Genomic DNA, 16992 nt, shown 5'->3' on the forward strand with positions numbered 1-16992 from the left:
CAATCTCCAGCAGCTCCAGACCACCGGAGGGCGCCCCACAGACGGCCCCCAGAGCCCGGTAGCGGGGCTCATCCCCGCCGAACCACTGCACGAGGTCATCCTCGGTCGTGGCGTGCGTCTGCCAGGCGCGCAGGGCCGGGGCCTTGCTGCCGTCGTCGCGGACGGGGATCACGTTCACCCCGTGGGCGTGCAGCTCACGGGCGGCGTCGATCAGTGCGGCGCTCAAGAGGCCCACCCGCCGTCGAACTCGTGGACCGGGGTCAACCTGCACAGGGTGATGGACGCGGCCTGTCCGCGCTCGACGGCCCGATCCTGGGCGCGCTGGGCGGCGGGAAGGTTGAAGTAGACCGAACGGCGATAGCGGACTTCTCCGGCGCTCTGTCGGGCCACGAGGACCACGAAAACGCCGTTCAAAAGGTCGGCGGGTCGGGGTAGAATGACGGTGGTGATCTTCTTCGAGGGGGCCGCTCCGTGGGCGACGGGGCGGCCCTTCTTCATGTCCAGGTTCACGCGGCAGCACCCCCGGGGAAATCCATCCGGCCCGTCTCTCCCGTGCCGACCATGCGCGGAATGCGGCGGCGGTACGTCGTGACGGTCGGGTGCAGCATCTCCACCCATCCCAGGGGGAGGTAGGCGGCGGCGGTACGCGGGTCGCGGTAGCACTGGCGCGCGATCCACTCGGCACGGCGGCGGGGAAGCCCGTGGGCCTCTCGGACGTGCTGCACCAGCTCGCGGGGGGCGATGGGGCGGCGGTCCAGCTGCGTTGCCTTAGTCGCTCGTTCGAGCGTCGGCGCGGAATCGGTGGGGGCGCTCAACGGGCATCAGCTCCCCGCATCTCGGCGAGGGGGGTGACCGGCTTCCGCATGGCGCGCAGGTCGGCGGGATCGACGCGCAGGGAACGGGCGCCGAAACGGTAGGCCGGCAGCTCGCCCCGGGCGACCCAGCGCCGGACGGTGGGCAGGCTGGTGCCGGTGATTTCGGCGACTTCGGCGAGCGTCAGGTGCGGCTCAAGGGTGCAGGACGCAGAACGGCCCGCGTGCGACAGTGACGGGACAGGCATGGCTAGGAAGCCCCTTTCAAGGGTTCTTCCGGGGTGCCGCCTTCCGGGTTCGCACTATCACAATGCGGGCCTTACGCGGTCAGAGTACACAGTGTGACGCGGCATGTCCATTCAGGCGCGATCGGCGGTGCCCGTGGGCGGGGGGAATGCCGCGTCGGCCTTGTCGAGCCGGACGGCCCCGGCGCGCCGCTTCACGTCCCCCTCGATCCGCTCGTTCGGGAGGGACAGATGGAAGATGTGGCGGCAGTAGAACACCGGATTCACGGCCTCATGCAGAAAGTAGGTCCGCGCCTCCCACCGCCCCCGCGCATCCTGTTTCGTCTCTCGGGCCTCGGGGGTCGAGGTGGCAGAGTCTAGGGCCGGGCTCACCTTGAACTCGCCTTGGTGAATGAGGGTGAATCCGGGGGCGGTGTAGACCTCGGCCATGACGCAGCCCGCGCGCTTGCAGCGGTAGACCACTGCCGCGTGCTCCCGGCGCTCGGCAGGGTCGGCGGGCAGGAGGGCGAACACCTGTTCAGCAGTGACGTTCACGGGGCAGTGCTCCAATCAGAGTTCGCGGGCCAGCGCGGCCAGGCGGTCGCGTGAGGCGTGTTGGTATCGCTGAACGACTTTCCATGAGGCGTGGCCGGCAAAAGCCCGCAGCTCTTCGAGAGTCGCCCCCCGCTCCCCGATGCGGGTGAGCGCGGTGTGCCGGAGCATGTGGAAGGTGAAGCCGTCCAGGGTGGGCAGATCGTCGGCGGCACGGTCGGCATTGAACTCCTTGACGGCCTCACGGAATCGGTAGGCGAACGTCTCCGGGGCGGTGAAGTCTGCACCACGGCGACGGCGAGGGAACAGCAGCCCGTCCCGGCCTGGTCCGGCGTCGTCGTCCAGGTGGCGCTGCACGAGGGGAATGAGGCGCGGCGGGATTGGGACGTATCGGGCTCCCGCTTCAGACTTGGGAGAGGTCTCATAGACACCCCCGCCCCGCTCACGCTGTAGCTGCCTCTCCACTTTGATCCACCACTGCGCGTCGTCGCCGTCCCCCACGACCTCCAGGTGCTTCCGGCGCAGGGCGAGGACTTCCCCCCGCCGTAGCCCGCACCACGCGGCCAGCAGCACGGCCAGCTCGTTCTGGGGCGGCATGTATGAGGCGAGGGCTTCCACTTCTTCCGGCGTCGCCACCTCCCGATCCACCTTCCGGACGGCGGTATGTGCCGCCGCGCCGTGAACCTGGCAGGGCGATTCGGAGACATAGGGAGTGAAGTCGCGCCGTTGCTCGCGGGCCTTGCCCCGGGCATAGGTGAACAAGGCAGAGAGGGCGAGATAGGCGGCGCGTGCTGCACCCGGCCCACGCGTGTTCACGAGATCCTCATGCCAGGCGTCCACGTCGTGCACCGTCACGTCTGCGATGGGGCGAGGGCCGAACGCCGGGAGGATGTAGAGGTCGAGACGGTGGCGATATGCCTCTATGGTCCGGCGGGTGCGCCCGACCCGTTCGCCCCATGCCAGCCATTCCGCCGCCACGTCGGCGACGGTGACGCCCCCACGAGGGGCAGCCTTCTTCTCCCGCGCCTTGACCCGTTGCTGATCGGGCGGCGTGAACGTCCCCCGCGCCTTCTCCCCTCGGGCGATGTCGAGAGCGGCCCGGGCGTCCCCCAGCGTGTGGAAGCTCCCCAGCGTGTGCTGGCGCCCGTCCACGTAGATGCGCGCGCGGTACTTGCCCGACCTGAGGCGGTCGATGCCCGTGGGTAGCTTCGCGGGTGCCTTCGCCATGCGCCCTCCGTGACTAGTCTCTAGGTGTTGCAGGTGACTAGTCTCATGATATCTTATGAGCAGTCATGAACACCCGTGGAGGTAGCTCCACCCAGACGAATCCGCTTGAATCCGCGCCATCAGGCCGGAAAGATGGCCCAGGAGACTAGATGATCCTCATCAACCTGAAGTTCACCGTCCAGCCCGAGCGTGCCGACGAGTGGATGGACGCCGTCGCGAAGTACACCGCGGACGTGCGTTCCGAGCCCGGCAACCTGTTCTTCGAGTGGTACCGCCCGGTGGAGGGCGGCCCCAACGAGTACTTCCTGCTCGAGGGGTTCACGGACGAGGGTGCGCAGGCCCACGTCGCGTCCCCGCACTTCCAGGAGGGCCTGGACGCGATGCGGCCGCTGCTGGCGAGCACGCCCCAGATCATCTCCGAGCAGGTCGGTGCGGAGGGCTTCGGCCCGATGGGCGAGCTGCAGATCGACTGAGCCCGCCCCGGCCGGAGGAGGCGATGGCGCCCGCGTCACGAGCGTGACGCAGGGCGCCGTCTCTGTATCCGGGGTCACACCCTGGCTACGGTGAGCGCATGAGCGCCGAGCAGAACAGCACCCAGACCCCCGGCCACCGCGCCGCCCACGTCCCTGCCGGCCAGGATCTCGGCCACCGCTGGTCCACCCGCGAGGCCGATCACGACGATCCGGCGGACCGCCGCGCCGTCCGCCAGATCGCCGAGCTCGCCTTCGCGTCCACGGCCGAGGCCGACCTCGTCGAGGAGCTCGCCGGCGGCGCGGAGGGCTGGCTGCCCCAGTACTCCCTCGTGGCCATGACCGCCGCGATCCCCGGCACGGACCTGCAGTCGGACCCGATGGGCTACGGCACCCTGGTCCGGGCCCACATCGACGACGCCGAGGTGCTCGCCCTCGCCCCGCACGGCGTCCTGCCCGAGCATCAGGGCGAGGGCGCCGGCACCGCGCTCGTCAACGCCCTGCTGCAGAAGGCGCAGGCCGACGGCGAGGCGGTCGTGGTGGTCTACGGCTGGCCCGAGTACTACGCGAAGTTCGGCTTCCACCGGGCCTCCGAGCACGGCGTGCGCGCGGCCTTCGCCCGGCAGCCCGAGGCGCTGCAGGTCCTCACGCTCCAGGACGGGGCCGAGGTGCCGGCCGGCGAGTCCCGCTACCCGCCCGCGTTCGGGGCGGAGAACGCGCAGGTCGCCGGCCGCTGAGAGCCCGGTCTCAGACCAGGAGCCGACGCACGGCGGCGAGCGTCCGTTCTGCCTCGGCCGGCTCGGCCGTGAGCCGCGCGATGACCTCCGCGAGGTCTGTGCGCAGGCCGGACTCGGCGTCGTCGGCCGGGGCGTGGAGCCACGCCCGCAGGGCGCGGTTGTGGACGGCCACCACGGCCGCCGCCAGCCCGACGGCGACCCCGCCGCGCGCGGGCGTGTCCGGCAGGGCCGAGGCGAGCCAGTCAGAGAACAGCTCCGTGTAGCGGTGCGAGGTGAGCAGCTCGCGCGTGCGCAGCGCCTGGGAGCCGCGCAGCAGGCGAGAGCGCGCCCGGGCGCGGTCCGGATCGGCGGTGTGGTGCCGGAAGACCTGGAGGACCGCCTCCTCGAGGGCCTCCCGCACGCCGAGGGAGGTGCCGCGCAGGAAGTCGTCCAGGCGGGCGAGCAGCGCTGCGTGGTCGGCGAAGACCACCTCCTCCTTCCCGCCGAGGTGGCGGAAGAAGCTGGCCCGGCTCATGCCGGCCTGGCGGGCGAGCTGGTCGGCCGTGACGGCGTCGTAGCCCTCGCGGTCCAGCAGGTGGATCAGGGCGGTGAGGGTGTCCTCGGCGGGCGTCGTCATGCGGGCCATGGTGCCACGGACGAGGAGAGGGGGTGAGACTGCGTCTGATTCTGTGAGATGGCGTGTCAGTCGGTGTAGGGTGATGACAGACACACCCATCTCTCCGACCCCGCCCGGGAGGCCACCATGACCGAGACCCTGCCCACCGTCGAGCCCGAGTACGACGTCGCCACGCCGCTGGACACCGACTTCTACCTGGCGCTCGCGGACGTCTCCGACGCCGAGAAGGACGTGTGGCGTCGGGCCCGCGCCTTCGCGCTCGAGCCGGACGTGCTGCCCCGGATCCGGGAGGCATGGGACCGCCACGAGTACCCGCTGGACCTCGTGGCCCGCCTGGGGCAGGCCGACCTGCTGCGCGACGGCGTGCCCGTCGCCGGGCTGCCCGACGTGTCCCGCGTGGCCGCGGGCCTGGCCATGATGGAGCTCTCGCGGCTGGACGGCTCGATCGCCACGATGACGGGCGTGCAGGGCGGTCTGGCCATGCGCTCGATCCAGCTGTGCGGCAGCGAGGAGCAGCGTGCCGAGCACCTGCCGGCCATGGCGCGCGGCGAGCTCTACGGCGCCTTCGCCCTCACGGAGCCGACCCACGGCTCCGACTCCGTCTCGCTGGAGACCCGCGCCGAGCGCGTCGACGGCGGCTGGCGGCTGCACGGGCACAAGAAGTGGATCGGCAACGGGGCCGCCGGCGGCGTGACCGTCGTGTGGGCGCGCAGCGCCGAGGACGAGAAGGTCCGCGGGTTCATCGTGCGCCAGGAGTCCGAGGGCTACACGGCCGAGGTCATCAAGGGCAAGGTCGCGCTGCGGGCCATCGACCAGGCCCACATCACCCTCGACGGCGTGTTCGTGCCCGACGCCGACGTCCTGCCCGAGGCCCGCTCCTTCAAGGACACCTCCCGCGTCCTCTTCGCCACGCGCGTGGGCGTCGCGTGGTCCGCCCTCGGGAAGGCCGTGGGCTGCTACGAGGCGGCGGTGCACTACGCGGGGCAGCGCGTCCAGTTCGGCCGGCCGCTGGCGGCCGCCCAGAGCGTGCAGACCCGCCTGGCCGAGATGCTCTCCCAGCTCACCCAGGTGCAGCTGCTCGTGCTGCGCGCGACCCGGCTCGAAGACGAGGGCCGGCTCACCGGGCCGATGGCGTCCCTGGCCAAGTACTCGGCGACGCGCGCCGCGCGGTCCATCGCCGCGAACGCGCGCGACCTGCTCGGTGGCAACGGCATCCTCATCCAGAACGAGGTGGCCCGCCACTTCGCGGACATCGAGGCGATCCACACCTACGAGGGCACCGAGACCGTGCAGGGGCTGATCATCGGCCGCGAGATCACGGGGGTCGGCGCGTTCGTGTGAGATGACGCGAGCGGGGGGCGGCGTGAGCCAGAGATTTCTGCTGGTACGCACGCCCCCCTGCCGCCGATTCGTCTGGCTCGGCGGCCGATTCGTCTGGCTCACGCCGGCAGAGGGAGCCGCAGGTGGGCGGCGAGGTCTCGCAGCAGGGCGTCGAGGCCGCGCCGTGTGAAGACGCTGGCGGCCACGCGCAGCACGATCCACCCCTCGGCCTGCATCCGGCGGTCGCGCTCGATGTCACGGCGCCACTGCTGCGGGTCCGTCCGGTGATGATCGCCCTCGTACTGCACGCAGACGCGAGCCTCCCGCCACACCAGGTCCGGCCGGACGGTGGACCCGTCGCTCAGCATCAGCAGCGGATTCACCTCCGGCTCCGGCACACCCGCGTCGGTCAGCGCCAGTCGCAGGAGCGTCTCGGCCCTCGAATCCGCGCCGTCCCTGAGCAGCGGCAGGGCCGCTCGCAGGGTCCGCGTCCCTCGCCTGCCGCGCACCCGCAGCACCTCCGCCTCCAGATCACGCACGGTGCACCGTGGATGCTCGCCGGGACGACGCCGGCCCGCCGGGCCGTCGGCCCGTTGCAGCAGGCTGTCCCCGGCGGCGACGACGTCGTCCAACGGCAGACCCAGCTGCGCCAGCGCCGCCCAGGTGGCGGCCGGCGTCGTGATCCACACCCCCGAGCGCACCAGCACGGGGTCCTGCGGGTGCAGCTCATGCCCGACGACGCCGCTGCGGCGCGGCGCCCCGCCCTCGGCCCGCGTGCGCGCCAGATGGATGGGGCCGCGCTCCCACTGCCGCGGCAGCCACATCCCCCAGAGGCGAGCGGCGGTGGCGTGGGTGGCCGCGGTGCCGGGGTTCGTCCGCTGGAGGGCGCGGACGACGTCGGCCAGTGAGGGCTGACCCCCGGCGGTGTGCCGCAGCCCGTGGTGCGGGGCGTCGAACCGGGGGCCGCGCAGCTGCGAGGCCGTCAGACCGGCCTGCAGCCCCGCGGCGACCGGGAAGACGGGGCTGAGGGTGGCGTCGTCGTGCGGAGGAGGGGCGACCATGCCGCCACCCTCTCTTTCCATGGGCGGACCCGGCGCCGCGACGGCGAGGGCCGTGGAGGGCGAGCCGAGTCGGCGGCTCTGTGCAGGAGCCGCTGAATCGTCTGGCTCACGTCTCCCACGCGTCCGAGCGTCGCCGAGCCAGACGAATCGGTCGTGACAGCCCCCTCAGAACAGCAGAAACGTCTGGCTCGCGCCCGCCGCAGCGTGCTGGCTCGCGCCCGCCGCAGCGTGCTGGCTCGCGCCCGCCGCAGCGTGCCGGCGCACCCGGCACCCCTCAGCCCTTCGGGGCGTAGTACCGGCCGAGGGTCTCGGCCTTGAGATCGGGCAGCGTCCCGTCCTGCATGGCCGCGCGGATGCGGTCCACGAGGGAGACCGTGAACCGCTCGTTGTGGATCGAGACGAGTGTGTGCGCCACCATCTCCTTGGCCTTCATGAGGTGGCGGATGTAGGCCCGCGAGTAGTTCGCGCACACGTAGCAGTCGCACTCGGCGTCGAGCGGCCCGAAGTCCCGCTTGTACTTCGCGCCCGGCAGGTTGAACCGGCCGTCGCGCGTGTAGAACGCGCCGGTGCGGGCCACGCGGGTGGGGGAGACGCAGTCGAACGTGTCCGCGCCGTTCTCCACGGCCGTGAAGAGGTCGTCCGGCTCGGAGATCCCGAGCAGGTGTCGCGGCTTGTCCTCGGGCAGCTCCTGCGCGCACCAGCCGACGATGGTCCCGAGGTTCTCCTTCTCGAGCGCCCCGCCCACGCCGTAGCCGTCGAAGCCGTTCGACGCGGCGTCCAGCTCCCCGGCCGCGGGGAACTCCGTGCGCATCGCGGAGAGGTCCCGGCAGGCCTTGCGGCGCAGGTCCTCGTATTGCGCGCCCTGGATCACGCCGAACAGCGCCTGGTACGGCCGGTCGGCACGGACCCCGGTGAGGCGGGCGTGCTCGTCAAGGCAGCGCTGGGCCCACCGGCGGGTCCGCTCGAGGGCCTCCTCCTGGTAGCCGCGGGAGTTGTGCAGGGTGGTCAACTCGTCGAAGGCGAACATGATGTCCGCCCCGAGGTTGTGCTGGATCTGCAGTGACACCTCGGGCGTGAACCGGTGCTTGTCGCCGGTGAGGTGGGACGTGAACCACACGCCGTCGTCGTCCACGTTGGCCAGGCGCTCCTTGCCGGGGGCGACGGCGTCGTCCGCGCCCTGGCCGGCCGGGGCGTCCGGGCCCTTCATGTCGATGACCTTCTTGAACCCGGAGCCCAAGGACATCACCTGGAAGCCGCCGGAGTCCGTGAACGTGGGGCCGGGCCAGTTCATGAACGCGCCCAGCCCGCCGGCCTCGTCGAGGAGGTCGTCACCGGGCTGGAGGTACAGGTGGTAGGCATTGGCCAGCAGGGCCTGCGCGCCGAGCTCCTTCATGGACTCCGGCAGCACGGCCTTGACCGTGGCCTGCGTGGCCACCGGGATGAACGCCGGGGTCTGGATCTGCCCGTGCGGGGTGCTGATCACGCCGGTGCGGCCCAGCGGGGCGCCGTCGACGCCCCCGGACTCCAGGCGCGAGGTCACCTCGAACCCGAAGTGCGTGGGATGGGCGGGGGCGCTCGCGGCGGCGGGCGACGACGGCGCGCGGCGCCCTCGGGAGGCAGGTGCGGGGGTGACGGACATGCGTCTCAGCGTAGTGGCGGCGTGCGGCGCGGGCGGCTGCTCAGGCCCCCGCGCGCTCGGCCACGGCGACGGCCACCGCGAGGTCCTGCCACGGCATGCCCGTGGTCACGAACACGCCGGGCTTGCCCGCCGGCCGACGCGCCGTCCCCGCCGCGAGCTCGGCGAGCGTGGCCACGTCTTCGATCCCGCGCAGCGCGCCGGCCTCGATCGCCAGGAGCACGTCCCCGGCCTCCCGCAGGGCGGAGTCCCGGGACTCCACGGCCACGAAGCCGCGCCCCATGAGGACGTCGTCCAGCTCTCGGGCGTCCGGGGTGTGGGCGCCCATCGCGACGACGACGGCGTCGTCCCGCACGAGGTCGCCGTCGAAGAAGGGCCGGGTCGCGGACGTGGCGCACACCACCGCGTCGCCCTCGGCGGCGGCCTCCGCGCCGCCGGTGTCCGCGTCGACGCCCAGCTCCCGTTCGATCCGTGCGGCCATGGCCTCGGCCTTGAGACGGTTCCGCCCGGCCACCGTGATCCGCTCCAGCGTGAACACGTCCGCGAACGCCACGGCGTGCTCCCACGCCTGCACCCCGGTGCCGAACACCGCGAGGTGACGCGGCGCCGTCGTCCCCATCAGCCGGACACCCAGCGCGGAGACCGCCGCGGTGCGCAGGTTGGTGAGCTCGAGCCCGTCAATCACCGCGCGCGGGGACTGCTCCTCGCCGCCGAAGAGGACGTAGACGCCCTGGATGAGCGGCCGGTCCCGCGCGGGATTGTCCGGGGAGACGGTCAGCAGCTTCGTGCCGGTGTCCGTGCCCGCCGTCGAGGGCATCTGCAGCAGCTGGCCGTGCGCGGTGTCCAGGCGGGTGCGCGGGGCGTCGTGCTCCGGATCGACGCCGGAGCGCAGCGCCGCCTCGAGGGCGTCCACGGCCTGCGTGGGGGTCAGCGCCGCGCGGACGGCGGGGCCGGGGACGTAGGGCAGGGAGGACGGGGGGACGTCGTTCGCGGTCATGGCCTCCACGGTACGGAAGGGATGGCACGGAAGAGGCGGCCCCCGTCAGGGGGCCGCCTCGTCTCCGGGGGTCCCGCTCGGCTCTCGCCGGCGGGCCCGCCTCATCCGCGCATCACTGCACGCGCACGGTGGTGGTGTCCACCACCCTGCCGTCGTGCAGGATGTCCACGGTGCCCATGTAGGGGCTGACCCCGTCGGTCTCCAGGGTGCCGTGGAAGACGTGCGTCTCTCCGGGCTTCACCGCGGCGGAGGCCGGATCGAAGGTCAGCACGCCGTTGTCGCCGCCGCCCTCCTGCGGGAAGAACACCCGCAGCGTGTAGTCGATCGGCGCGTCGGAGGGCAGGCCGTCCGCGCCCGGCTTCGCGACCACGTGGACCTGGTGCTCGGGGGCCGAGCTGTAGATCCGGCCCTGGTAGACCTCCGTGCCGGTGCCGCGCGTCGTGGAGCGGGCCACGGGGTAGCCGGACCACGAGCTCGTCACGTAGACGTCCAGGTCCACGTCGGGCGCGGCGGTCTCGGCCTCGATCCGCACGGTGGGGTAGCCGCGCGGGTACGCGAAGTCGTGAGCGGTCAGGGCCGCGTCGGCCTTGTCGAAGAACGGGCGGCGCACCGTGGTGCCGGTGTGCTCCTCGCCGCGGGTCAGCCCGTTCACGCGGGTGGTGAAGGTCCCGTCCACGCCGGAGACGACCGGCAGCTCGAGCGAGTCGGCGTCCCGCTCCACGGTCACGGTGGCCGGGGCGTCGGCGACGCCGGGGCGCACGACCACGGGGATCCGCACCCGCTGCTCGGCCGGGCCGGTCCACACGATGTGGCCGGTGGCCCACTCGCCCGCGGGAGCGCCCGCGGCGGTGACGGAGATGTCCACGTCCGCGTCGGCCCCGCGGCGCGGCTTGATGACCTGTGGGGAGACGGAGACGTCGAGGCCCTCGAGGCCCTCCACGTGCGCGGTCCACTCGCCGTTGGAGCGACCCACGTTGGTGAGCGTGCGAGTCACGGTCTGCGAGCCGTAGAGCTCGCCCATCGCGATCGAGGGGACGTTGAGGTCCGAGGCGTCGATCGGGTTCTCGGAGACCGGCTCGCCGGTGGCCGCGAACGTGATGCCCTGGCCGGCGAGGTAGTCGAACCAGTCCTCTCGGTCCGAGTCGAACACGAGCCCCGGGTCCATCATCGTCGTGGGGTCCACGAAGCCCGCGCCGCCCGCGAACGGGGACGTCTCGGACGCGTGGTCGCGCGCCGTCGTCATCATGGCGGACTTGATCTCCATGGGGCTGAACTCGGGGCGTCCCTGCTTCACGAGCGCGGCGAGGCCCGCGATGTGCGGGGAGGACATCGAGGTGCCCGAGACGTAGGCGAAGTCCTCGCCCGCCTCCTCCGGCGAGTATGCGGCGAGCACGTCCACGCCGGGGGCGGAGATGTCCGGCTTCAGCAGGTCCGACTCGGCGGCCAGGGACGGGCCGCGCGAGGAGAAGCCCGCGACCTCGGGGACCAGGGTGGTGGTGCCCTCGTTCGTGGCCAGGATCTGGCCGGTGGCGTTCCCGGCCCGCACGTAGGCCAGCAGGGCATCGCGGTCCGTGTGGTCCAGGTGCACGGAGGGGATCGCGTGCAGGTCGGCGTTGAGGCCGGCGTCGGTGACGTTCACGAGCACCATGCCGACGCCGCCGGCGTCCTTGACCACGGTGGACTTCTGGGCGCGGGCGTTCTCGCCGCGGTCGCAGACCACGATCTTCCCGGCCGCCTTCGCGGAGTCGAGGGTGCCCGGCAGGCACAGGGCGGCCTTCGCGGGGTCCGCGCCCGCGGCGGCGATGTCGCCGGCGTAGACCAGGGCAGTGGAGGCGGGCAGCGGGGCGGTGACGGAGGAGCCGATGAAGCGCTGGCCGTCGCCGGTCACGAGCGTGTGCTCGTAGACCGCGTGGCTCGAGGCCGCCACGGTGGTGATCCACGGCGAGGGGTGCGCCGTCGTCGAGACCGTGGGGCCGGAGTTGCCGGACGAGGCCGCGACGAACACGCCGGCGGTGGCGGCGTTCATGAAGGCCACCTCCACCGGGTCCACGACGTTGGTGCTCGTGCCGGAGATCGAGAAGTTCACGACGTCCACGCCGTCGGCCACGGCCGCGTCGATCGCGGCCACGGTGTCCGAGGTGGCGCAGCCGCCGCCGGTGACGCCCTCCCAGCAGGCCTTGTAGGCGGCCACGTGGGCGCCCGGGGCCATGCCGGAGACGGTGCCGCGCTCGAGGCCGTCCACCGTGGCGGTCACGTCCTTGTTGCCGGCCGCCGTGGAGGCGGTGTGGGTGCCGTGGCCGCCGGCGTCCAGCGGGGAGAGGGTCTCGACCTCGGCCAGGCGGGCGGCGCCGAAGCCCTGCACGAAGTACTTGGCGCCGATCAGCTTGTCGTTGCACGAGTCGGCGGGGAACGCCTCCGCGTCACCGGTCTCGCAGCCGCCGGCCCAGTCCGCGGGGGCGGCGGGGTGGCCGCGGTCCTGGAAGGAGGCGGCCTCCGGGCGGATGCCGCTGTCGATCACGCCGACGACGACGCCGCGGCCGGCCTGCGCCTGATCGCCCTTCTTGCCCAGGAGCCCCGCCCACACGCCCTTCTTGCCCGTGAGGCCGAGGAAGTCGGGGGAGGAGACGGTGTCCATCTGGCGGATCTCGTCCGGCACGACGGCGAGCACGGCCGGGTCGGCGGCGAGGGCCGCAGCCTCCTGCGCGGTGAACGTGCCGGAGAATCCGTTGAGGGCGGTGGTGTACCGGGTGTGCGGGGCGCCGGCGCCGGTGCGCTCGAGGACCGTGTCCTGCTTCTTCGTCAGGTGCTTGGCGTAGGCCCGGGCGTTCGCGCTCTTGGGGTTGAAGCCGTTGTCCCGGCCCTTGCCCTTGCCGGGGCGGGTGGGGGCGTACCCCTCGGTGCCGCCGTCGTAGGAGGCCACGGGGGCCTCCGCCAGGACGACGACGTAGGCGCCGTCCTCGAAGGTCTCGGGGGCGGGCGCGGTGCGGGACGTGTCCGCCGCGGCCCCGGTGACGGCGGTGACCGCGTCGGGATCGGGGGCGGCCGAGCCCTGCTCGGGGGCGGCCCCGGCGGCGGCGGCGCCGGAGAGGACCAGGGCGAGGGCCGAGGTCACCCCGAGGGCGCGGTGGCGACGAGTGGGCGAGTGGGTCATGAGGATCCTCCGTGAGTGACGGGACGGCGCCTGGGCGACGTTCCCGCCATCCCACCACCGTGAGGTGCATCACGCACCCCTGTGAGGTAGCGTCAACGTGCCATGACGCCCTTGCGCCACGCCGCTCCCCCCGCCCTCGACCCCGAGGAGCTCGCCGCCTTCCGCGCGCTCCTCGCGCGGCCCGAGACCCGGACCGATGACGTGGACGCCGCCGCGCTCGCGCACCTGGAGGCGCTCGGGCTCGTCCGGCGGCACGACGACGGGTCCCTTGCGGTCCAGTCGCCGCACCGGCCGCTGACGGCCGAGGCGAACCGAGCGCAGGCACGGGCCGACGCCCTGCGCGAGGCGGCCGAGTCCCTGCACGCCGAGTTCCGACGTCGTGCCGGCGCGGGGCGCGAGTCGCTGGACGTGGTGGTGGGGGCCGCGGAGATCGTGGAGGCCGCCGTCGGGATCGCGCGCACGGCGCGGCACACCGTGCGCGGCTTCGACCGCGGGCCCTACTTCCACGCCGACCCGCTGCCCGAGTCCGCGCAGTCCCGCTCCTCCGCGCGGGGCGTGAAGTGGCGCGTGATCTACGAGGGCGACTCGCTCCGCGGCGAACCGCCCGAGCGATGGGAGCTGATCGGGTCCACGCCGGGCGAGACGGGGCGCGTCATGCCGCACCTGCCGTTCAAGCTCCTGATCGCGGACGACGCCGTCGCGCTCGTGGGACTCGTCGGCCCCAGCCCCGGCTCCGGGGAGGGTCTCGTGGTGCGCGGCGCCCTGCTCGTGGACGCCCTCGTCCGTCTGTTCGAGCAGCAGTGGGAGCTGGCCCTCCCGGTCTCCTCGGGGGACCACGGCGCGCTCGACCCCCACGACCGCCGCCTGCTCGCGATGCTCAGCACCGGGATGACGGACGAGGGCATGGCCCGATCGCTCGAGGTCTCCCGCCGCACCGTGCAGCGGCGCGTCTCTGAGCTCGCACGGCGCATGGGCGCCGAGGGGCGCTTCCAGCTCGGGGTGCAGGCCGCCCGTCGCGGCTGGGTGTGACCCGGCCGTCCCGACGTCGGGCCCGTCAGCCCTCGTAGGCGCGCCGGAAGTTCTCCAGGATCCGCGGCGGCTCGGGCGCGGTCGTCGCGGCGATGCGCGCGAACGTGGCATCGGACTCCTCGGGGGCGAAGTACCCGTGGTGCGCGTAGATCCGCAGGCGCTCCAGGAGCCCGGCCTGGTCGAGCTCGGGGTGGAACTGCGTGGCGTACTGGTGCTCGCCGAGGCGGAACATCTGCACCGGGCACGCAACGCCGGACGCCAGCACGACGGCGCCCTCCGGCAGCTGCGTCACGGCCTCCTTGTGGCCCACGTAGGCGGTGAAGTCGGCCGGCATCCCCGCGAGGAGGGGGTCTGCCGCGCCCTCGTCCGTGAGGGTGACCGTGACGGGCCCTGCGGACTCGCCGTACGTGCCGTCCACGAGCGCTCCCACGTGACGCCCGAGCGTGCCGACGCCGTAGCAGCAGCCCAAGAACGGACGGTCCCCGGCGAGCACCACCTCGAGCATCCGGGCGAGCTCCGACTCCACGCGCCGCTGCAGCGCGGACTTCGTGTCCTCGGGGTCGGAGGTGGTGTAGGGGCTGCCGGGCAGGATGACGCCGGCGTGCCGGGCCAGGAGGTCACCCCAGTCGGGGCGGGCGTCGGGTGCGGCGCCGAGATCGCGGCCCAGCTGCATCGCGGTCAGCTGTCCGTCCGCGAAGCCCCCGAGGCGCTGCACGGCCTCGGCCTCGGCCAGCGCGGCGTCCACCTCGGGGCGCGTCTGGACCAGGAGGAAGGGGCGCTGCGGGGTGGAGGTCATCGGAGCAGACTAACCGGCCGCGGGCGGGTCTGCGCCGGGTCGTCGTCATGGGACGCCGCGCGTGTCCCTCTGCCTCGCGGGCCGCGTCCCGTCAGCGCCAGGGGCGGGCGTCGTCGGCCCAGGGCAGGGGCCGCAGCTCGGGGGAGGGGTCCGAGACGAGCCGGCCGTAGAGGTGGACGTCATGGCGCTGGCCGTCGATCAGGAAGTGGCCGCGCTGCGTGCCCTCGTGGCGGAACCCGGCGGCGCGGGCCACCGCCCCCGAGGCCGGGTTGTTCGCGCGGTGCCCGAGCTCGAGTCGCTCGAGACCGCCCTCGGCGAGCTCGGCGTCCGCCACCGTGGCGGCCGCGCACGCCATGATCGCGTCGCCGCGCCAGTCCGCGTGCAGCCAGTAGGCGAACCAGCCGGCGCGGTTCGTCTCGTCCCGCGCCACGGTGACCAGCCCCACCAGGGTGTCCGTGGCGCTGTCCATGACGGCGGCTGCGTCCACGGTCGGCGCGTCCAGGAGCTGTCGGACGTACTCCTCGGCCGAGGCCTCGTCCGTCACCTCCCCCTGCCGGGCCATGCCCACGGGGTCCGAGCGGAAGGCCGCGAGGACGGCGGCGGCGTCAGCGGAGCGCAGGGGGCGCAGCCGGGCGCGGGAGGGGCCAGTCATGGCGGGAGCATAGCGCCACAACGGTGCTGAGCGTGGCGTGGCGCCTATGCTCCTGCGCGCGGTCTCACGCCGCCCGCAGGAATCGGGGCTGCGCGGCCGCGCGCGGACGCCCGGGTGCTCTCTTCCCACTCGGACCCTCCCGAAGGGAGCCCTGTGTGCGCCGGGCCGACGTCAACCCGTTCCCGTCGACGGTCACCCTCGCCCCGTCGGACCGGGACCACGAGGCCGGGCACGCCCCGCTCAGCGTCCCGCCGCCGCCTTGGACTCCACCGTGCGGGCCAGCTCACGCAGCGTCCCGAGCTCCCGGGAGATCCGCGAGTCCAGGTCCGCGTCCGTGAGGGTCTCGGAGCCGCCGCGCGCCCGCAGGTAGAGCAGCTGGGCGAACCGGGCCCTGCGCCACTGGAACTCGGCGGCGGCGTCCCGGGCCTGCAGGGCCTTGGAGATCTCCCGCTCGTACAGCGGCGGGGCGTTGAGCTGGCGCTGGCGCACCTCGAGCACGCGGGCGGCGCGGCCGGGTTCGCTGGGCACCTCGTCGGCCTCCAGGAGGCGCTTGCCGAGGTTGGCGGCGGTGATGTGCTCGCCCTCCTCCCGCAGGATCTGCGCGGCCAGGGCGAGGGCGGCCTGGATGGACTTCCAGCGGCCCACGGCCCCGTCCCACGGCAGGTTCGTCAGCAGGCCGAGCGTGGCCAGCGCGCCCTCCACGTCCTCGTGCAGCAGGTACATGCGCGCGGCCATGTCGAAGAGGTCCTCGAGCTGGGATCCGGAGCGCAGGTTCAGCCCGTGGGAGAGGCGGGCGGCCGTGGCCACGAGCTCCGGGTCGTCCAGGTGGCGCTGGCCGACGGCCACGATCCGGGACTCGGGGGAGCCCGCGTCCACGGGGGAGAAGGCCGTGTCCGCCGCGGCCTTGCGCTCCTCGGGGCGCTCGGTGCGCACCCGGATCACGGAGCCGTGGGCGATCCTCACCTCGCGGCCGCCCTCCAGGGTGGCGATCACGAGTGCGGGCGTGCCGAAGTCGTCCCGCACGGTGCGCACGGAGGCCACGGCCGGGGCGGGCTCGCCGCGGCGGGTGAGGAAGGAGTCGCCCGGCTGGACCTCCTGGGCCTTGAGGTGACGGAGGTAGCCGCCGCTGACCGGTGCCACGCTCATCGCCCCCAGCCCACGTGGGCGAGCGCCTGGCGGAGCAGGTTCCCGCGGCCGCCGATGAACTCGGCCTGCACGTCCTCGCTCAGTGCCTCGTCCGGCGTGAGCCACGTCAGCTCCAGCGCGTCCTGGCGCGGGCTGCACTCGCCCGTCACCGGCACCACGTAGACCATCGAGACGGCGTGCTGCCGGTCGTCGGTCAGCCCCGTCTCGGACGGCGCAGGGAAGTACTCGGCCACGGTGCACGGCACGATCGACGGCGGCAGCTGCGGGAACACGAGCGGGCCCAGGTCCTTCTCGAGGTGGCGCATGAGCGCGGCGCGGATCGTCTCGCGGTACATCACGCGGCCGGAGACGATGGTGCGCTGGAAGCGGCCCTCGTCGTCGGCCACGTAGAGCAGGCCGATCTCGGAGACGTAGCCGAGCGCGTCGAGGCGCACCGGGATCGCCTCCACGTAGACCATGGGCAGCCGTCGGCGGGCCTCGTAGAGGTCCTCCTCGGACAGCCATCCCGGATTCGGGTCGGGGGTGCGCACGCTCATGGCTCTGTTCTACCGGAGTTCCGGGCTCGG

At 73.2% G+C, this 16992-nt stretch carries 19 protein-coding genes; 4 read left to right on the plus strand and 15 right to left on the minus strand.

The window, feature by feature from the left end; genetic code table 11:
* The 6 genes from KZX60_RS09985 to KZX60_RS10010 form a co-directional block, all read right to left on the minus strand.
* Positions 1-235, minus strand: a 235-nt coding sequence (locus tag KZX60_RS09985) for a bifunctional DNA primase/polymerase (protein ID WP_248118022.1), incomplete at its 3' end; no start/stop codon positions are given.
* Positions 223-510, minus strand: coding sequence for a hypothetical protein (locus KZX60_RS09990; protein ID WP_248118024.1), 288 nt, complete (start codon positions 508-510; stop codon positions 223-225). The genes KZX60_RS09985 and KZX60_RS09990, both read right to left, overlap by 13 nt.
* Positions 507-815, minus strand: a complete 309-nt coding sequence (locus KZX60_RS09995; RefSeq protein WP_248118026.1) for a hypothetical protein — start codon at positions 813-815, stop codon at positions 507-509. The genes KZX60_RS09990 and KZX60_RS09995 overlap by 4 nt, the downstream gene beginning before the upstream one ends.
* Positions 812-1060, minus strand: coding sequence for a helix-turn-helix domain-containing protein (locus tag KZX60_RS10000; RefSeq protein WP_248118028.1), 249 nt, complete (start codon positions 1058-1060; stop codon positions 812-814). The genes KZX60_RS09995 and KZX60_RS10000 overlap by 4 nt, the downstream gene beginning before the upstream one ends.
* A gap of 111 nt (positions 1061-1171) precedes the next feature.
* Entirely contained in the window at positions 1172-1570 is a 399-nt protein-coding gene (locus KZX60_RS10005) for a hypothetical protein (protein ID WP_248118030.1), read from the minus strand.
* Positions 1571-1606: 36 nt separating this feature from the next.
* Positions 1607-2815 carry a site-specific integrase gene (locus KZX60_RS10010; RefSeq protein WP_248118032.1) on the minus strand — a complete coding sequence of 403 codons (1209 nt, stop codon included), beginning with the start codon at positions 2813-2815 and terminating at the stop codon, positions 1607-1609.
* 149 nt (positions 2816-2964) lie between these two features.
* Here KZX60_RS10010 and KZX60_RS10015 point away from each other — a divergent pair, with 149 nt between their 5' ends.
* Together KZX60_RS10015 and KZX60_RS10020 are read left to right on the plus strand one after the other, a co-directional pair.
* On the plus strand, positions 2965-3288 hold the full coding sequence (locus KZX60_RS10015) for a putative quinol monooxygenase (RefSeq protein WP_010079505.1): 324 nt from the start codon (positions 2965-2967) through the stop codon (positions 3286-3288).
* A 98-nt stretch (positions 3289-3386) separates the two neighbouring features.
* Positions 3387-4022: an N-acetyltransferase gene (locus tag KZX60_RS10020; protein WP_248118034.1), complete on the plus strand. Its 636-nt coding sequence runs from the start codon at positions 3387-3389 to the stop codon at positions 4020-4022.
* 10 nt (positions 4023-4032) lie between these two features.
* Here the strand turns inward: KZX60_RS10020 and KZX60_RS10025 are convergent, their stop codons facing one another.
* Positions 4033-4638: a TetR/AcrR family transcriptional regulator gene (locus KZX60_RS10025; RefSeq protein WP_248118036.1), complete on the minus strand. Its 606-nt coding sequence runs from the start codon at positions 4636-4638 to the stop codon at positions 4033-4035.
* Positions 4639-4764: 126 nt separating this feature from the next.
* On the opposite strand from KZX60_RS10025, the gene KZX60_RS10030 reads away from it, so the two are divergent.
* On the plus strand, positions 4765-5979 hold the full coding sequence (locus KZX60_RS10030) for an acyl-CoA dehydrogenase family protein (RefSeq protein ID WP_248118038.1): 1215 nt from the start codon (positions 4765-4767) through the stop codon (positions 5977-5979).
* A 98-nt stretch (positions 5980-6077) separates the two neighbouring features.
* On the opposite strand, the gene KZX60_RS10035 is transcribed toward KZX60_RS10030, so the two are convergent.
* The 4 genes from KZX60_RS10035 to KZX60_RS10050 all read right to left on the minus strand — a co-directional run bounded on the left by KZX60_RS10035 (position 6078) and on the right by KZX60_RS10050 (position 12803).
* Positions 6078-7019, minus strand: coding sequence for a very short patch repair endonuclease (locus KZX60_RS10035; protein ID WP_248118040.1), 942 nt, complete (start codon positions 7017-7019; stop codon positions 6078-6080).
* Between the two features lie 274 nt (positions 7020-7293).
* A complete protein-coding gene (gene tgt / locus KZX60_RS10040) occupies positions 7294-8658 on the minus strand; it encodes a tRNA guanosine(34) transglycosylase Tgt (protein WP_248118041.1) in 1365 nt (454 codons plus the stop codon).
* 40 nt (positions 8659-8698) lie between these two features.
* Complete coding sequence (locus tag KZX60_RS10045; protein WP_248118043.1) at positions 8699-9652, minus strand: ornithine cyclodeaminase family protein; 954 nt, start codon at positions 9650-9652, stop codon at positions 8699-8701.
* Positions 9653-9764: 112 nt separating this feature from the next.
* On the minus strand, positions 9765-12803 hold the full coding sequence (locus KZX60_RS10050) for a S8 family serine peptidase (protein WP_282442794.1): 3039 nt from the start codon (positions 12801-12803) through the stop codon (positions 9765-9767).
* A gap of 102 nt (positions 12804-12905) precedes the next feature.
* Here KZX60_RS10050 and KZX60_RS10055 point away from each other — a divergent pair, with 102 nt between their 5' ends.
* Entirely contained in the window at positions 12906-13832 is a 927-nt protein-coding gene (locus KZX60_RS10055) for a LuxR C-terminal-related transcriptional regulator (RefSeq protein WP_248118045.1), read from the plus strand.
* A 25-nt stretch (positions 13833-13857) separates the two neighbouring features.
* Here the strand turns inward: KZX60_RS10055 and KZX60_RS10060 are convergent, their stop codons facing one another.
* The 4 genes from KZX60_RS10060 to KZX60_RS10075 all read right to left on the minus strand — a co-directional run bounded on the left by KZX60_RS10060 (position 13858) and on the right by KZX60_RS10075 (position 16962).
* A complete protein-coding gene (locus KZX60_RS10060; RefSeq protein ID WP_248118047.1) occupies positions 13858-14628 on the minus strand; it encodes a glutamine amidotransferase in 771 nt (256 codons plus the stop codon).
* A gap of 91 nt (positions 14629-14719) precedes the next feature.
* A complete protein-coding gene (locus tag KZX60_RS10065; protein WP_248118049.1) occupies positions 14720-15280 on the minus strand; it encodes a GNAT family protein in 561 nt (186 codons plus the stop codon).
* 240 nt (positions 15281-15520) lie between these two features.
* Positions 15521-16426 carry a DUF6707 family protein gene (locus tag KZX60_RS10070; RefSeq protein ID WP_248118051.1) on the minus strand — a complete coding sequence of 302 codons (906 nt, stop codon included), beginning with the start codon at positions 16424-16426 and terminating at the stop codon, positions 15521-15523.
* Positions 16423-16962 carry an NUDIX hydrolase family protein gene (locus KZX60_RS10075; protein ID WP_248118053.1) on the minus strand — a complete coding sequence of 180 codons (540 nt, stop codon included), beginning with the start codon at positions 16960-16962 and terminating at the stop codon, positions 16423-16425. The genes KZX60_RS10070 and KZX60_RS10075 overlap by 4 nt, the downstream gene beginning before the upstream one ends.
* Positions 16963-16992: the final 30 nt, after the last annotated feature.

This window comes from Micrococcus sp. EYE_212, from assembly GCF_023147585.1.
In the GTDB taxonomy this organism is placed as follows: Bacteria; Actinomycetota; Actinomycetes; order Actinomycetales; family Micrococcaceae; genus Micrococcus.

Excerpts from the sequence above, each read along its gene's own strand:
- KZX60_RS10000 (WP_248118028.1), bottom strand. The coding sequence starts at position 1,060 with ATGCCTGTCCCGTCACTGTCGCACGCGGGCCGTTCTGCGTCCTGCACC.
- KZX60_RS10010 (WP_248118032.1), bottom strand. The coding sequence starts at position 2,815 with ATGGCGAAGGCACCCGCGAAGCTACCCACGGGCATCGACCGCCTCAGG.
- KZX60_RS10015 (WP_010079505.1), top strand. The coding sequence starts at position 2,965 with ATGATCCTCATCAACCTGAAGTTCACCGTCCAGCCCGAGCGTGCCGAC.
- KZX60_RS10020 (WP_248118034.1), top strand. The coding sequence starts at position 3,387 with ATGAGCGCCGAGCAGAACAGCACCCAGACCCCCGGCCACCGCGCCGCC.
- KZX60_RS10025 (WP_248118036.1), bottom strand. The coding sequence starts at position 4,638 with ATGACGACGCCCGCCGAGGACACCCTCACCGCCCTGATCCACCTGCTG.
- KZX60_RS10030 (WP_248118038.1), top strand. The coding sequence starts at position 4,765 with ATGACCGAGACCCTGCCCACCGTCGAGCCCGAGTACGACGTCGCCACG.
- KZX60_RS10035 (WP_248118040.1), bottom strand. The coding sequence starts at position 7,019 with ATGGTCGCCCCTCCTCCGCACGACGACGCCACCCTCAGCCCCGTCTTC.
- tgt (WP_248118041.1), bottom strand. The coding sequence starts at position 8,658 with ATGTCCGTCACCCCCGCACCTGCCTCCCGAGGGCGCCGCGCGCCGTCG.
- KZX60_RS10045 (WP_248118043.1), bottom strand. The coding sequence starts at position 9,652 with ATGACCGCGAACGACGTCCCCCCGTCCTCCCTGCCCTACGTCCCCGGC.
- KZX60_RS10050 (WP_282442794.1), bottom strand. The coding sequence starts at position 12,803 with ATGACCCACTCGCCCACTCGTCGCCACCGCGCCCTCGGGGTGACCTCG.
- KZX60_RS10055 (WP_248118045.1), top strand. The coding sequence starts at position 12,906 with ATGACGCCCTTGCGCCACGCCGCTCCCCCCGCCCTCGACCCCGAGGAG.
- KZX60_RS10060 (WP_248118047.1), bottom strand. The coding sequence starts at position 14,628 with ATGACCTCCACCCCGCAGCGCCCCTTCCTCCTGGTCCAGACGCGCCCC.
- KZX60_RS10065 (WP_248118049.1), bottom strand. The coding sequence starts at position 15,280 with ATGACTGGCCCCTCCCGCGCCCGGCTGCGCCCCCTGCGCTCCGCTGAC.
- KZX60_RS10070 (WP_248118051.1), bottom strand. The coding sequence starts at position 16,426 with ATGAGCGTGGCACCGGTCAGCGGCGGCTACCTCCGTCACCTCAAGGCC.
- KZX60_RS10075 (WP_248118053.1), bottom strand. The coding sequence starts at position 16,962 with ATGAGCGTGCGCACCCCCGACCCGAATCCGGGATGGCTGTCCGAGGAG.